A 15,606-nucleotide genomic window follows, 5' to 3' on the forward strand; every position below is an offset into this window, starting at 1 on the left:
GGATTTTCATCGAGATTTGACCCGGGTGAAGTTTATGTCCCGCGTTGGATGGGGCGGGTCAAGTGGCTGATTTTTCCTTTCGTGGTTTTGGTTTTGCGTTGCTGTCTTTGAAGCGGAAGCTGTCGTTGCCTGTCTCGAGGATGTGGCAATGATGGGTGAGGCGATCCAGCAAGGCGGTGGTCATCTTGGCATCACCGAAGACGCCTGCCCATTCGCTGAAGCTGAGGTTGGTGGTGATGATGACGCTGGTGCGCTCGTAAAGCTTGCTGAGCAGGTGGAAGAGCAGCGCGCCGCCTGACGGGCTGAACGGCAGATAGCCGAGCTCATCGAGGATGACGAGGTCGAGGCGCAGCAAGCGCTCGGCCAATTGGCCGGCCCTATTCAGGGCCTTTTCCTGTTCGAGCGCGTTAACCAGGTCGACGGTTGAGAAGAACCGGGCCTTCTTGCGGTGATGCTCGACCGCCTGCACACCGAGCGCGGTGGCGATATGGCTTTTGCCCGTTCCCGGCCCACCGATCAGCACGATGTTGTCGGCATTGCCCATAAAGTCACCGCGGTGCAGTTGCCGGACCAGGGCTTCGTTTACCTCGCTGGCGGTGAAGTCGAAGCCGGCGAGGTCCTTGTAGGCCGGGAAGCGGGCCGCCTTGATCTGGTAGGAGATTGACCGGACCTCGCGCTCGGCCACCTCCGCCTTGAGCAACTGGGAGAGGATGGGCACTGCGGCATCGAAGGCAGGAGCGCCCTGTTCGATCAAGTCGCTCGCGGCCTGGGCCATACCGTACATCTTGAGGCCGCGCAGCATCACCACGACGGCAGCACTGGCGGGATCATGACGCATGGCGCCGCTCCCGGTCACGCAGGGCGTCGTAACGCTCGACATTGGCCATTGGCTCCCGCGTCAGGCGCAGAGCCTGGGGCGCGTCGATCGGCGCTGCCGGCGGCGCTTTACCGTCGGTCAGCCGGTGCAGAACGTTGATGACATGGGTCTTGGTCGCAAGGCCCGCCTCGAGCGCCAGTTCCACAGCGCAGAGCACGGCCTGCTCGTCATGCTGGAGCACCAGGGCCAGGATCTCGACCATCTCCCTGTCGCCGCCAGGGCGGCGCAGGAGCTGACTTTGCCGCTGCCTGAAGGCTTCGGGCAGCTCGGCGAAGGGCGCGCCGTTGCGCAAAGCGCCAGGCTTGCGCTGAATGACGGCGAGATAGTGCCGTCAGTCATAGACCGTCCGGCCGGGCAGGTGATGGGAGCGATCAATGACCCGGGCGTGTTCACATAAAATCTGCCCCTCAGCGGCGATGACGATCCGCTCGGGGTAGGCCCGCAGGCTGACCGGCCGGTTGGCAAACGAGGCTGGTACGCTGTAGCGGTTGCGCTCGAAGTGCACGAGGCAGGTGGGCGACACCCGCTTGGTATGCTCGACGAAGCCGTTGAAGGGCCGCCCGAGCGGCATCAGGCTGGCCATCTCGGCAGCATGTACATCGGCGATGGTGCCAGGCAGAGCCCCGTGTTGAATTTGCCCCCATTGCTCACGGCAACGTTCCTCAAGCCAGGCATTCAGGGCGTCGATGTGGGAAGCTGGGGACCAGCTGCCATAACCGGCGCCGGGCGTCCTGGACGTTCTTCTCAACTTGGCCCTTCTCCCAACCCGAAGCCGGGTTGCAGAAATCCGTCTCAAACAAATAATGGCTGGCCATGGCGGCAAAGCGGGCATTGACCTGTCGGGCCTTGCCCGTGCCAATGCGATCAACCGCGGTCTTCATGTTATCAAAAATCCCGCGCTGCGGCACCCCGCCCAATACCCGGAACGCCTGGGCCAGCGCGTCGAACAGCATCTCGTGGGTCTGCAGCGGGTAGGCCCGGACGATGAATGCCCGGCTATGCGACAGCTTCGTATGGGCGACCTGCAGCTTGATCCGTTCGCCAGCGATCACCGCCCAGTCCTCGCTCCAGTCGAACTGGAACGCCTCGCCGGCCGCGAAAACCAGCGGCACGAACGTCCTGCGGCCACTGGTTTGCTGTTCCCATTGCCGCTCAGCCTTCCAGCGTCGCACAAACGCGGCGACCCGGGCATACGAACCTTCATAGCCCAGGGCACTCAGATCAGCATGTAATACCAACCTGCCTATCCAATGACCTCTTTGATCCAGTCTCGTTGGGTGATCGAAGCGATTTGTTCTGGCATTTGCATGAACTTGTTCCAGGCGTTTCGGCAGGCGGCAAGGATTTCGTCGTAGCTGTTCCAGACCTGATGGCTTAGGAAGTTGCTGTGCAGATTCCGACGGAAGCCGGCCGGGGATTCCGATTTGATGTCGGCCAGCGTTCCGATTTGAAGCCGGCCACCATTCCGATTTAATTCCGGCCACCTGGCGGGGATTTTTCAGCGTTTTCGGCTGGGTCAGCAACTCGGGCAACTGTCCTCTCGTTACCATCAACGAGGAGGGCTGGATGCCGGCGAAGAGAGAGCTGACGATGCGGCAGATACGACAAACCTTACGGCTGGCCAGTGACGGCATCAGCGCCAGGGCGATGGGGCGGATGCTGGGCGTGGCGCGGAGCACGATCCAGGACAATCTGAAGCGGGCGCAGGCAGCGGGGCTGGCGTGGCCGTTGCCGGCCGACCTCAGTGATGCGGTTTTGGAGGAGCGGCTGTTTGCCCGCAGCGGCGCGCCGCGGGGGGTGCGCCGGCGCGCCGAGCCGGTCTGGAGCGAGCTGGTCTGCGAGCTCAAGCGCCCGGGCGTGAACCTGATGGTGCTGTGGGAGGAATATCGCGCCGGGCATCCGGAAGGGTACAGCTACAGCCGGTTCTGCGATTTGTTCAGGGAGTTCGAGGCACGGCTGTCACCGGTCATGCGCCAGGAGCACCGGGCGGGCGACAAGGTGTTCGTCGATTATTCCGGCAAAAAGTTGGGCATCACCGATCCCGCAACTGGCATCGTGCGCATGGCGGAGATTTTTGTCGCGGTGCTGGGCGCGTCGAACTACACCTACGCGGAGGCGAGCTGGACCCAGACGCTGCCGGATTGGATCGGCGCGCATAGCCGCATGTTCCGGTTTTTTGGCGGCGTGCCGCGGCTGATCGTGCCGGATAATCTGAAGTCCGGCGTCAACAAGGCGTCGTTCTACGATCCAGAGATCAACCTGAGCTATGGCCGGATGGCCTCGCATTACGGTGTTGGTGTTTTGCCGGCCCGGCCGCGGCGCCCGAAGGACAAGGCGAAGGTGGAAGCCGGTGTCCGCTTTGCCCAGAGCTACATTCTGGGCCGGTTGCGCCAGCAGACTTTCTTCTCTCTGGCTGAAGCCAACCAGGCGATTGCCGGCATGGTGGAGCGGATCAACGCGCATGTCATGCGCAGGCTCGGCGTCAGCCGGCGGCATTTGTTCGAGACGATCGAACGCCAGGCTTTGGCGGCATTGCCAGAGACCGACCATGAGTTTGCGGAGTGGGGTTTTGCCCGCGTCTCGCTGGATTATCATGTCGAGGTCTGCGGCTTTTTCTACTCGGTGCCGCATCAGCTGATCCGCCAGCAAGTCGATACCCGCGCCACCGAGCGGATGGTTGAGATCTTCCACCAAGGCAAGCGGGTCGCGGTGCATCAGCGCCGCTATGGCGGTCCAAGGCACGGCACTGCCCCTGAGCATATGCCGAGCGCGCACCGGCGCTACGCCGCATGGACGCCGGAGCGGTTCCGCTCATGGGGCGCATCGATCGGCCCGCAGACCGAGGGGCTGATCATCGCCATCCTCGCCAACCGGCCGCATCCGGAACAGGGGTTTCGGACATGCCTTGGCATCCTGCGGCTGTTCAAGGAGTTGGACCGTCCGCGCGCCGAGGCGGTGGCGGCCCGAGCGGTCGCCTTTGGCGCGTTCAACTACAAGAGCATTGCCTCGATCATCGCCAGCAAGCTCGACCAGACGGCCAGCCCGCCAGATGAGGCGCAGGCGGTGCTGACCCACAGCAATCTGCGCGGCGCCGAATATTTTCACTGATTTCCACTGAAAGGAACAAGCATGCTCACCCACCCGACCCTCGACCTGCTGCACAAACTCGGCCTGCACGGCATGGCCAAAGCCTTCAAGGACCTCGACGCCCGGCCGGAGGTTGCCGGTTTGGCCCATGGCGAATGGCTGGCTTTATTGCTCGAGCACGAGGCCACGTTGCGACAGCAGAAACGCTTCGAGAGCCGCGCCCGCGCGGCCAAATTGCGCCAGTCCGCCAGCGTCGAGGATGTCGATTACCGCGCCCCGCGCGGCCTCGACCGGGCACAGTTCCTGAAACTCGCCAGCTGTGACTGGGTGCGCGCCCGGCATAATCTGCTCATTACCGGCCCCTGCGGGGTCGGCAAAAGCTGGCTGGCCTGCGCGCTGGGCCAGAAGGCTTGCCGCGAGGATCTCTCGACCGCCTATCACCGGGTGTCGCGGCTGTTCTCTGCCCTGGCGCTGGCCCGCGCCGATGGCCGTTACGCCAGAACACTGCGCCAGATCGCCAGGCTCGACCTGTTGATTTTGGACGATTGGGGCCCCGAGACCCTGAACGCGGACCAACGCCGCGATCTGCTGGAAATTATCGATGACCGCCACGAGATGCGCTCCGTCATCATCACCAGCCAAGTGCCGGTCGAGCGCTGGTACGAAATCATCGGCGATCCCACCATCGCCGACGCCATCCTCGACCGCCTCGTCCACAACGCCTACCGCATCGAACTCACCGGCGAGAGCCTCCGTAAAAAGCGCGATCCGGCACCGGCCCACGCCCGAACTTGACCCAAAACAAGGACACGATAATCATTCAACCAGACCCAACCGAAGACGCTCAGGTGGCCGGCTTCAAATCGGAACCCCGGCCGGCTTCAGTTCGGAAGCAGTGGCCGGCTTCAAGTTGGAATGCATGGCCGACTTCATCGGAATCCGCAAGTTGCTGCGCAGAAATTGCCAGATGTTTTCGACTGGGTTGAGCTCTGGCGAATAGGGCGGCAGCGATAGCAGGCTGATGTTGTCGGGCACCGGCAAACGTTCGCCGGCTTGATGCCAGCCGGCGCCATCGAGCACCAGCACGGCGTGCGCACCGGGCGCGACCTGCGTGCTGATTTCGCGAAGATGCTCGGCCATCGCCTCGCTGTTGACCGCCGGCATGATGATGGCGGTACCAATACAACGTTCTGGGCAGACGGCACCAAACAGATAGGCGGAGTCATGGCGATTGTCGCGCACCGCCAGTGGTCGGGAACCCCGCTCTGCCCAGACATAGCTCAGGGTTCCCTTCTGACCGACACGGGCTTCATCGGCGAACCACACCTCGATCGGCTTACGGGCCGCCGTGACCGGGATCGCCGCCGCTACCAGGCCAGCGAAGTCTTTTTAAAAATGTCCTGTGCCGCAGCGTCCTTCTTCGGATGATACGGACGCGGCTGGACCCGCGTGAACTTGAGCCGCCGCAACAATCGGCTGATCGACGTCTCGTGCAGGGTAACCGCAAACTCGGTCTCGATCCGTCGCTGCAGGTCGACACAGCGCCACCGCACCACGCCGTCACGCTCCAGGTCCGGGCCCTGCCTGACCCATGCCGCGATCTGCGCCTGCTGCGAAGCCGACAATCGGGGCGGCGGGCCGTTGCGGCGCGGCGCATCGCCCAGTCCGTCAGGTCCCAATGCATTGTAACGGTGCACCCAGTCGCGCAGCGTCTGGCGGTCCATGGCACAAGCCTCGGCCGCATCGCACCGAGACCAGCCTTCAAGAACAAGAGCAATCGCCAAAAGGCGCCGCGAAACTTTCGCATCCGTCGCACGAGCCGCCCGCTCGCGCAGCGCCATAGCCGACAAGTCCAAACGCGTTATCGCTACCGTCATCGCAAGCCTCCTCCGGGGAAGCTCAGCGAATCATACCCGCCCGAGCCGCGCCAACTCACATTCGAGTCAACGGAACCTCAGGTTGGTATTAGCCCTTCTCCCAACCCGAAGCCGGGTTGCAGAAATCCGTCTCAAACAAATAATGGCTGGCCATGGCGGCAAAGCGGGCATTGACCTGTCGGGCCTTGCCCGTGCCAATGCGATCAACCGCGGTCTTCATGTTATCAAAAATCCCGCGCTGCGGCACCCCGCCCAATACCCGGAACGCCTGGGCCAGCGCGTCGAACAGCATCCCGTGGGTCTGCAGCAGGTAGGCCCGGACAATGAATGCCCGGCTATGCGACAGCTTCGTATGGGCGACCTGCAGCTTGATCCGTTCGCCAGCGATCACCGCCCAGTCCTCGCTCCAGTCGAACTGGAACGCCTCGCCGGCCGCGAAAACCAGCGGCACGAACGTCCTACGGCCACTGGTTTGCTGTTCCCATTGCCGCTCAGCCTTCCAGCGTCGCACAAACGCGGCGACCCGGGCATACGAACCTTCATAGCCCAGGGCACTCAGATCAGCATGTAACTGCTTCGTCGTACGCTTCTGCTTGCGCGACTTGCCGGCCTCCTGGAGCAGCCAGGTCGCCAGCTTGTCGGCAAACGGGTCCAATTTGCTCGGCCGGTCAGGAACCTTGAACTCGGGCTCTGTACTGTCCGCCCGCAGATATTTGCGGATCGTGTTCCGCGACAAGCCCGTTCGCCGTTCAATCTCGCGGATCGGGATATGCTGCCGGAAATGCCAGCGACGGATTACGCTTAATAACGCCATGTCGATCACTCCTCGATCCCCCGACCAAAAAGCTAGGGGAAGGGTCAAAACAGGGGTCAATTCTCAATGAAAATTTCCGCCTCTCCCGGGTCAGATCTCAGCGCAAATCAACAAGGTGTCCACATGGTCACTGGAAAACGCCCACTTTCGTTGCGGGGCTCCGCTATGATGGCGTGGTTGCCCCTTGCGTGTTCAACCGACCGATCAACGCCACGAGCTTTCTGGCCTGGGTGCTCCAATGCCTGGTGCCAACCCTGCGGTCTCGCGATATCGTGGTGATGGACAATCTCAGCAGCCACAAATCCAGCGCGGTTCGCCGTGCCATCCGCGACGTCGGCGCCAAGCTCTTCTTTCTGCCGCCCTACAGCCCCGACCTCAACCCCATCGAGCAGGCATCCGCCAAGCTCAAGACGCTCCTCCGCAAGGAAAACGCCCGCACCGTCGAGCAAACCACACACAGCATCGGAAAGCTCATCGACCAAATAACCCCCAGCGAATGCATCGATTATTTCAGAAAGGCGGGTTACTCAACGTGAAGCTACCATGCTCTAAATCCCTCATGCGAGCGAGCGGCGCAGCGCCGCTAGGCGCTCGCCTGCTTCGCGGCGAGCCTCGAGGGCCGTGGGCATATCCACCGGCACGAAACATATCGGTGTATTCGGTTGCATTTGGCCGATAAGGTCCATATCCGCCGAAATCACCGTGCCAATCATGAAATAGCCACCGCCGGAAACGGCGTCGCGATGCAGGATGATCGGCTCGCTTCCGCCGGGAATCTGAATAGAACCGTACGGATAGCAACTATCGACGATATTCGAAGGGTTAGAGCCGGCACCGAAAGGCTGGGCGCGAGGGACGAATTCCAGCGGCCGGCCACCACGAAAACGATAGCCTATGCGATCGGCCTCGGTCGCAACCCTCCACGTATCAGAGAAGAATCCCTCCCACGACGCCTTCGTGATACGGAAATCATATAGCCCCGGAAGCACGCGCAATACCCCAGGAGACGGCGGAAGGAGACGCAATGCCGCTGGCACCTCACGACCCGCTGGCGCCGCCTCACGCGTCGCGCCGATTGGCAAAACATCTCCAGCCTCAAGTTTTCGTCCCGCGAAGCCGCCAAGCGCGCCGAGCGCATAGGTCGAACGGCTGCCTAATACCTCCGGCACGTCGATGCCGCCGGCCACGGCGATATAAGCGCGTGCCCCACGCTTGAGGAAACCGAAACTCAGCACTTGCCCCGATTGCACCGCAAATGACGTCCAAGTGGCTTGGGTGGCGCCATCCACCAGCGGCGGCAACTCGGCGCCGGTGACGGCGACTAACGCATCCTGCTTGAATCGCAGCTCCGGCCCCTGGAATGTTGCCTCCAACACGGCATCGCCCTCGTCATTGCCGACGAGCCGATTGGCTGCGCGCAGGGCAAAGCGGTCCATGCCTCCTGACTCAGGAATGCCTAGATGGTAATAGCCCGGCCGCCCAAGATCCTGCACGGATGTCGCAAGACCAGGTTTGATAACTTCAATAGCCATTGAGTACCCCCACGAGCTTGGCGTTGCTGGCGGCGGGATCAGCGTGGAACGCGTCGAGCGAAAAAGTGACGGAGCTGATACGTGGCTTGAAACGGCCCTCCGCCACCCCGGCGACGATCGCGTCGTACTCCTCGCGTCCGATCGGTCGAAACTTCACGATGTCTCCAGGATTGAATAGAATCATGAAGTCTCGCAGATAGGATATCGACTGCGCCGGATCGTAGATCGGCATCGGCGTGATGCCAAACATTTGATAGCCTCCGGCGCCACGCACCGAGTAGATGCACCCGAGACATCCGCCGTGCCCGACCGTCAAGCGTGGCGTATCCGTGCGCGGGCGGAGATATTTCGGAACCTCAATCTGCTTCGCGCGCTCTACCATCTGGTAGAGCCAAGGCAAGCCAGCGACGAAGCCGACCATGCTAACGAACCAAGGCGAGGCGGCATGCGCGGCGATCAGCGCATCGACGGACTCATAATTGTTGATCCGCGCTGCATATTCGAGGTCGGTCACATCCGGCGCCTGATGGCGTTCACGAAAACGCATCAGAGTTTCATGCGTCCAGGGGTCGTTGTAAAACACCGGCACTTCGATGATGCGCGTGTTTAGCAGCGACTCGGCGTGCTCGGTCGCCTGATCAAGCGCCGCAAGCTCCGCACGCAGATCCTCGGGCGCGATCACGTCCGGATCGAACTTAACCAGGAACGAAGCATTGGCTGGGCAGACCTCAGTGATGCCCTTTATGCCGCTCTCGCGCACCCCCTTGGCGAGCGAGAGCGCGCGGAAACAAGCATCGAGCGACATTTCCTCGTCGAGTTCGACGAAGATATGCTCGTCCCCTCCAAAGCTCATGCGTGTCTTCATGCCCAACCTGTATCTCATTCAATGTTGACGAACGGTTCTTGAGTGAGCCACGTCTCCAGCCAGCCGGTATGCACGGCGTTGCTCATCATATCCACGTGCTCGGCGAGCCGCCGGTGCAACTGGATCGTGGTCGGAATGCCTTCAACGTGCAATTCGCCAAGCGCGCGCCGTAGCCTAGCCAACGCCTGTGCACGATCCTCATCCCACACAATCAGCTTGCCTAGCAGCGAATCATAGAACGGCGGAACCGTGTAGCCGGGATAGAGCAAGGTATCGAACCGCACCCCCGGCCCGCCAGGCAAGCTCAAAGCGTGAACCGTCCCCGGTGCAGGATGAAAATCACGTGTCGAATCCTCGGCATTGATCCGACACTCAATCGCATGACCGCGCAGCGTAATGTCCGATTGCACAAAACGCAAAGGCTCGCCACCCGCAATACGTAGCATCTCACGCACCAGATCGATGCCGGTGACCATTTCTGTCACGGGATGTTCAACTTGGATGCGGGTGTTCATCTCGATGAAAAAAAACTCCCCAGTTGCCTGATCGAGCAAATATTCGAGCGTGCCGGCACCGCGATAGCTGACCGATCTCGCAAGCCGCACCGCCGAGTCGCAAAGCGCGGCGCGCGTGGCGTCGGAAAGACAGCTGGCGGGCGCCTCCTCCCACAATTTCTGACGCCGGCGTTGCAGTGAACATTCGCGTTCGAACAAATGGACGACATTCGCGCCATCGCCGAGCACTTGCACCTCCACATGCCGTGCGCGCGCGAGAAAACGTTCCAAATAAAGCGCGTCATCACCAAATGCGGCCAGCGCCTCCGTTCGCGCTTCGGTCAGCAGCCGCTCCAGCATGTCGGCATCATGCGCAATGCGGATACCGCGCCCACCACCACCCGCTGCTGCCTTGATCATCACTGGAAAGCCGAGTATCACGGCGTGTTCGCGCAAGGCCGCGAGCACCTGGATCGCGCCGGGCGTGCCGGGCACAGTCGGCACGCCGGACTCGGCGGCGACACGGCGGGCGCGGGCCTTGTCACCCATCAGCCGGATCGTCGCGGCATTGGGGCCGACAAAAATCAGTCCGGCTTGTTCTACCGCCTCGGCGAAAGCGGAATTTTCAGAAAGAAACCCGTAACCCGGATGCACTGCGTCTGCACCGGCATCGAGGGCGGCGCGCAGCATCGCCTCCCGGCTCAGATAGGATTTCGCGGCACGGGCTGGACCCACCTCCACCACCTCGTCGGCTAGGCGCGCCGCCAGCATGTCACGGTCAGCCGCTGATACCGCCTGGACCGTCGTGATGCCAAGTTCCCGCGCCGCGCGAATGATGCGAACGGCGATCTCGCCACGATTGGCGATGAAGAGTTTACGTAGCGCCATCGCCCGACACGCTCACCTCCAATTCGTAGAGCGGTGCCCCTGCCATTACCTCACCTTCATTCTCTACTAGAAACCGACTGATGCGCCCAGCTTCCTCTGCAAGCACCTGGCTGAAGGTTTTCATCACTTCAATCAAGCCTACCGGCTCGCCGATGCCAACCTGATCACCGTCGTTTTTGAACGGCGGCGCATCGGGCGCGGGGCGGCGATAGAACGTGCCCGGAAGGGGGGAACATATTACTTTCCTAACCATAAGGGCTTTCCTCCTCCGCTTTGGTTCAGTCGCGCCAATGGGCGGCGGCGCGCTTTTGAAACATTTCCCGGAATTGCGTAGTAGAACGCTCCAGCACCTCGCCAGTTCCCCAATCGAGAACGACGGCATATTGCCTTACCACGTCCATTCGGTCTAGTTCGCCCGCGCGATAGCGCCGCGCCACCTCCTCGGGCGCGCTTGTGAGCCAGGCACGGCGAAGGCTGCGGATGCGCGCCCGCTCCCGAGCCGTGGCTGCGGCATCGACCTCATATTCCGCTAAATCGACATCGACCACGCGCAACACCACGCCATAATCCTTACACGCACGTTCGAGCGAAACGTAATCATTCGCGACATCGTCGCGCACCAGTGCAGGGTCGCGTTCCAGCGGATCACCATAGCCGCCCCCACCCGCCGTGGGGCGTGAGAAAACGTCACCGTTGGCTAGAGGCACGTCTGAAAAGACTGAGCCGAGCCATTCATCGCGCTCAGATCCGGCACGGCGAAGGGTAAGTCCGTGCGGCATCGAAGGCAATCCCCCTTCGATTCCCCAGACAATGGCCCGCTCACGATCGCAGATATAAGAAATGACAGCGCGGTCGGTGTCGCCCAGGGTGCTGGTCTTACGCACGCCGGCGCCACCACGCCATTTGCCGGGACCCGCCGAGTCCGTGAGGATCTGGTACTCATTGGTCAGAATCGGCGAAATCCGCTCCTGCCCTTCCACCGGTTGGGACTGGAGACCTGTACCGAAACACGCCGTGGTCACGTTGCAACCGTCCTTGCCGTTGCGCCCGCCCCAGCCGCCGGGCAGCCAATCATAGAACATGAAGATCGGCTTATCCGCGCGGCGCAGATCACGACCGCCAGCTAGCAAATACTCCAAATTGAAGGCGCATGCGATCGCGCGCGCGGGCACGATCTGCGACCAGATCTCGTAGATCGAGTTCATTATCTTCTCAAACGGCATCAGGAATCCGGTCACCGCGATCGGCCAGCGCGCATTGACCACTGTGTCCCCAGGCGCGATCACCTCGATCGGCCTGTAAAACCCCGAATTGAGCGGGAGATCGGGGAAAAATGTCTTCATGCCGGCAACCACCGCTGAGAACGTGGATCCGAAAGCGGAATTATAGAGCGACCCGATGCAGGGGTGGCTGCCAGAAAAATCATAGATAGCGCAATCGCCTTTGATGGTCAGTTTGACCTTGATAGGAATCATGCCCTCGCCGCCGGCGGGGTCACGATCAATAAAATCCTGTGTCTGCCATTCCCCATCAGGCAACGCTGCGAGACGCTGACGAAGCGCGCGTTCGACATAATCCTGCACGTCGGCGAATCCAGTGAGCACCGTTTCCTTGCCGTATTTCTCGACAAGCCTCAGGATCTCACGCTCGGCAATCGCTGTCGCTGCGGCCTGGGACTGCATGTCGCCGATAATCGAGGCTGGATCACGCGTGTTCGCCGCAATCATGTGCGCAACATCGCGGCGAAAGATGCCACCGTCCCACAGGCGCACCGGCGTGATACGGATACCCTCGCGGAACATCTCTTTCGCCTGCACGTCAAAGGAGCCGGGAACGCTACCGCCGACGTCCGACCAATGGCCGTTCGACTGAGAAAAGGCGATCGGCTGATCGCCGACAAAAATCGGCCGTATCAGGCGCACATCGGGAAAATGCGTGCCGCCCGCATAGGGATCATTGATCGCATACACATCTCCCCGCTTCATCTCACCGGAAAAAAAGCGGATCACTTCCTTACAGGTGTAATGCAGTGTGCCGACATGTACCGCGATGTCGTAATTGCCCTGCGCGATTGAATCACCGTTTATGTCATTCAGTGCATTCGAAAAATCACGATTATATATTACGAATGAGTAGCAGGTTCTCAAAATCTGCTCTGCCATCTGATCTACTGTTGTAATGAAAGAATTCTTCAAAACTTCGAAAGTGACGGGATCAAGGGTAAAGCCCTGCTGCGTCGCCATGTTCAGCTACCCACATGCATGATAATATTAAGGAAGCGGTCAATCTCGGTGGCCACACCAGGGGAAATGACGGTGGTTGAATCGAGCTGTTCGACGATGGCCGGGCCGTGGAACCGTGCTCCGGCCGGCAGTTCCTCGCGGCGATAGACCGCCGTCTCGACCGGCGCAGTACCCTCAAACCACACATCGCGGCACTCATATGCTTTCGGCATTTGGCCGTTTCCGGAATACTCGCGGAACGCCGCTTTCGGAACGATGCCGACGGCGCGCAGATTAAGGCGATAAAGATCGACTGGCGCATCATCACGGCGGAAATTATATTCGCGTTCATGCTGGGCATGAAACGCCTCAACCAGCCCCCTGGTCGAGCCGACCGGCGTTCCAGCGGAAACACTCAGAGAACGCCACTGTCCACGATACATCATATCGACGCTGCGTTCCATCGCAACGTCCTCCACGGCCACACCTTCGTGGCGCATCCGCTCCCACGCCTCGCGCTCCAGGATGGCGAATTCGTTTTCTATCGCAACCGGATCAGCGTCCGCCGCGGGGTGAATATAGTTCGTCGCAAGATCGTGCTGGATATCAACCAAAAGACACCCGAGCGCAGATGTAACACCCGGATTGGGTGGCACGATCACAGTCGGGATCGACAATTCCCGCGCCAACGCCGCGCCGTGCAGGGCACCAGCACCACCGAACGCGACCAACGCAAAATCGCGCGGATCATAGCCGCGACTGATCGAAATCAACCGCACCGCATCGGCCATGTTAGCATCAGCCACCTTCAAGATCGCCTCGGCTGCCTCATGCACATCCATCCCGAGTCGCTCCGCGACGCCACGGCGCACCGCCGCCCCTGCCAGCGACGGATCAAGACGAACGCGTCCCCCCGCCAATCCATGCGCAAGCCGGCCGAGAACGACATGCGCATCGGTGTTCGTCGGCGCTTCGCCACCACGCCCGTAACATGCGGGACCCGGATCGGCGCCGGCGGATTGTGGTCCGTTGCGCAGCGAGCCGGCCTCGTCGATCCAGGCGAGCGAGCCGCCTCCGGCCCCAATCGTCAAGACCTCGATAGAAGGAAAGCGGATCGGATAGCCGAATTCGATATACCAATCCTTGGTAATACGCGAACGGCCTTCATAGGCGAGTGACACATCGCAGCTGGTCCCGCCCATATCAAGGCCGATCGAGTTGGGATAGCCGCACTGCATGGCAATGTGGCGGCTAGCCAGCGCGCCGGCGGCGATACCAGATCCCGCGAGCCGGCCGGCAAATTGCCGAGCGCCATGCGTCGTCATCACCCCGCCGCCACTATGCAGCAACAGAAGGTCATTACCATAGCCGCCTTCAGCCAGCCGTTCACCGAGCCGCGCCGTGTAGGTGCCGACGACCGGGCTGAGCACCGCGTTGACGACAGTCGTCGAAAACCGTTCATGCTCGAAAATTTCCGGCAGAACCTCAGAACTCGTGGTCACTGGCACGCCGGGCACCTCCTCCTCCAGAATCGCCTTCATCCGCCGCTCATTGGCGCCGTTCATGAAGGCGTTCATGAAGCAGATTGCCACTGCCGCTACCTGGCGTTTCCGTAGAATACGCGCGACTTCGCGCGCGCCGGCCTCATCCAACGCGGCAATAATGCGCCCGGACGCATCAACCCGCTCGCACACCGTCAGCCGGTCTCGACGCGGAATATAAGGCGGCGCGACGTCCTTATAGGTGTCCCAAAGATCTTCTTTATTGGCACGACGGATTTCGATCACGTCGCGGAAACCCTGGGTGCAGACCATGGCGGCGCGCGGCAACCGACGGGTGATTAACGCATTGGTCGCAACTGTGGTGCCATGGGAAAACAGCGTCACGTCAGCGAGATCGATCCCCTCCTGCGAGAGGCCAGCGAAAAGACCATTAATTGGATCTTTCGTCGATGGTGTCTTCGCAACCCGCATTATCCCGGTTTCTTCATCAAGGATACAGAAATCTGTAAATGTGCCGCCAATATCAACGGCTATACGTAAACCCATAATGCCCCTCCCCGCGACTGTTTTATACAGCCCGATAGGCTGCCAGCGCCTTCATGCGCTGATGTGGCCTTCCGCCCGCCTCCTTGGCAATCACCTTTCCGCCAACCAGACATACCGCAACCCTCCACCTGCTCAGACAGCCGGTCACGACTGGCATCTCACGAAGCAGCAAGCCAGGGACGCACCGCCTCGCGCACCGCTCGTGCCAACTCGACCGCGTTCGGCGTGTCGGAATGCACACAGATCGACTCGCTGCCAACGCGCACATCGTGACCGCCAACGGTTTCGGTCACCCCCTCGCGGATTGCACGCACGCAGCGCGCGGCGGCGCGGGCGGTATCAACTGGCGGATGCTCGCGCGTGATGATCAATTTTCCATCGTCTGCATACTCGATATCGGCATAGTATTCCGCAATGAACCTATGACCACGCGCTGGATAGATGGTCTCGTGCAACGTCCCGATCATGCCAAAGAGCGGCACCCGAAACACATCGGCTGCGTCACAGATGGCGTGAGCCACCTCCTCCATCCGTGCCGCCATGCCATAGAGCGCACCATGTGGTTTTATGTGGTTCAGCACCATGCTCTCAGCCCGTAGAAAGCCTCGCAAGGCACCGATCTGATAAATTAGGCAGTTGGCCAGTTCGTCGCGCGCCATCTTCATTTCGCGGCGACCGAAGCCCTGCAAGTCAGGGAGCGATGGATGCGCACCCACTTTCACGCCGTACCGCTTGGCCAATTGCACGGTGCGGCGCATATGGTTGAAATCCGAACCGTGAAAGCCGCAGGCCACGTTCGCGACTGAGATCAGCGGCATCAAATGTTCGTCGTCACCGAGATGATAGAGCGCGAATCCCTCTCCCATGTCACAGTTGATCTCGGTCATATCGCCCTCCTCGTG

General features: G+C 61.1%; 11 protein-coding genes and 3 pseudogenes. 3 read left to right on the forward strand and 11 right to left on the reverse strand.

Annotation, left to right across the window (positions count from 1 at the left end; genetic code table 11):
• Positions 1–58 precede the first annotated feature (58 nt).
• On the reverse strand, positions 59–838 hold the full coding sequence (gene istB / locus DEF76_RS15110; protein ID WP_114913877.1) for an IS21-like element helper ATPase IstB: 780 nt from the start codon (positions 836–838) through the stop codon (positions 59–61).
• A pseudogene (gene istA / locus DEF76_RS15115) lies at positions 828–2,511 on the reverse strand (IS21 family transposase). Before istA (DEF76_RS15115) ends, istB (DEF76_RS15110) begins: the two are co-directional and overlap by 11 nt.
• On the opposite strand from istA (DEF76_RS15115), the gene istA (DEF76_RS15120) reads away from it, so the two are divergent.
• Positions 2,468–3,985, forward strand: coding sequence for an IS21 family transposase (istA, locus tag DEF76_RS15120; protein WP_408842839.1), 1,518 nt, complete (start codon positions 2,468–2,470; stop codon positions 3,983–3,985). The pseudogene istA (DEF76_RS15115) and the gene istA (DEF76_RS15120) sit on opposite strands and share 44 nt — an antisense overlap.
• A 21-nt stretch (positions 3,986–4,006) precedes the next feature.
• On the forward strand, positions 4,007–4,759 hold the full coding sequence (istB, locus tag DEF76_RS15125) for an IS21-like element helper ATPase IstB (protein ID WP_114912091.1): 753 nt from the start codon (positions 4,007–4,009) through the stop codon (positions 4,757–4,759).
• A 150-nt stretch (positions 4,760–4,909) separates the two neighbouring features.
• On the opposite strand, the pseudogene DEF76_RS20015 reads toward istB (DEF76_RS15125), so the two are convergent.
• Together DEF76_RS20015 and istA (DEF76_RS15140) are read right to left on the reverse strand one after the other, a co-directional pair.
• Positions 4,910–5,841 (reverse strand): annotated as a pseudogene (locus tag DEF76_RS20015) (IS630 family transposase); the annotation flags it as partial.
• Positions 5,842–5,932: 91 nt separating this feature from the next.
• Positions 5,933–6,655 (reverse strand): annotated as a pseudogene (gene istA, locus DEF76_RS15140) (IS21 family transposase); the annotation flags it as partial.
• Between the two features lie 59 nt (positions 6,656–6,714).
• On the opposite strand from istA (DEF76_RS15140), the gene DEF76_RS15145 reads away from it, so the two are divergent.
• The gene (locus tag DEF76_RS15145; protein ID WP_408842847.1) at positions 6,715–7,191 is read left to right on the forward strand and encodes an IS630 family transposase; all 477 of its coding nucleotides are present in this window, start codon (positions 6,715–6,717) and stop codon (positions 7,189–7,191) included.
• 21 nt (positions 7,192–7,212) lie between these two features.
• On the opposite strand, the gene DEF76_RS15150 is transcribed toward DEF76_RS15145, so the two are convergent.
• The 7 genes from DEF76_RS15150 to pxpA all read right to left on the reverse strand — a co-directional run bounded on the left by DEF76_RS15150 (position 7,213) and on the right by pxpA (position 15,591).
• Positions 7,213–8,187: a 5-oxoprolinase subunit C family protein gene (locus DEF76_RS15150; RefSeq protein WP_114913009.1), complete on the reverse strand. Its 975-nt coding sequence runs from the start codon at positions 8,185–8,187 to the stop codon at positions 7,213–7,215.
• A complete protein-coding gene (locus tag DEF76_RS15155) occupies positions 8,177–9,052 on the reverse strand; it encodes a 5-oxoprolinase subunit B family protein (protein ID WP_114913010.1) in 876 nt (291 codons plus the stop codon). The genes DEF76_RS15150 and DEF76_RS15155 overlap by 11 nt, the downstream gene beginning before the upstream one ends.
• A 14-nt stretch (positions 9,053–9,066) precedes the next feature.
• Positions 9,067–10,434 (reverse strand): acetyl-CoA carboxylase biotin carboxylase subunit, encoded by a 1,368-nt coding sequence (locus tag DEF76_RS15160; protein WP_114913011.1) that lies wholly within the window; start codon positions 10,432–10,434, stop codon positions 9,067–9,069.
• Positions 10,421–10,687 carry an acetyl-CoA carboxylase gene (locus DEF76_RS15165; protein ID WP_114913012.1) on the reverse strand — a complete coding sequence of 89 codons (267 nt, stop codon included), beginning with the start codon at positions 10,685–10,687 and terminating at the stop codon, positions 10,421–10,423. The genes DEF76_RS15160 and DEF76_RS15165 overlap by 14 nt, the downstream gene beginning before the upstream one ends.
• Before the next feature lie 25 nt (positions 10,688–10,712).
• Positions 10,713–12,677, reverse strand: coding sequence for a hydantoinase B/oxoprolinase family protein (locus tag DEF76_RS15170; protein ID WP_114913013.1), 1,965 nt, complete (start codon positions 12,675–12,677; stop codon positions 10,713–10,715).
• Between the two features lie 2 nt (positions 12,678–12,679).
• Positions 12,680–14,704 (reverse strand): hydantoinase/oxoprolinase family protein, encoded by a 2,025-nt coding sequence (locus DEF76_RS15175; protein WP_205216030.1) that lies wholly within the window; start codon positions 14,702–14,704, stop codon positions 12,680–12,682.
• Positions 14,705–14,862: 158 nt separating this feature from the next.
• Positions 14,863–15,591 carry a 5-oxoprolinase subunit PxpA gene (gene pxpA / locus DEF76_RS15180; RefSeq protein WP_114913015.1) on the reverse strand — a complete coding sequence of 243 codons (729 nt, stop codon included), beginning with the start codon at positions 15,589–15,591 and terminating at the stop codon, positions 14,863–14,865.
• Between the last annotated feature and the right edge of the window lie 15 nt (positions 15,592–15,606).

The sequence above is a fragment of the Acidibrevibacterium fodinaquatile genome (assembly GCF_003352165.1).
In the GTDB taxonomy this organism is placed as follows: Bacteria; Pseudomonadota; Alphaproteobacteria; order Acetobacterales; family Acetobacteraceae; genus Acidibrevibacterium; species Acidibrevibacterium fodinaquatile.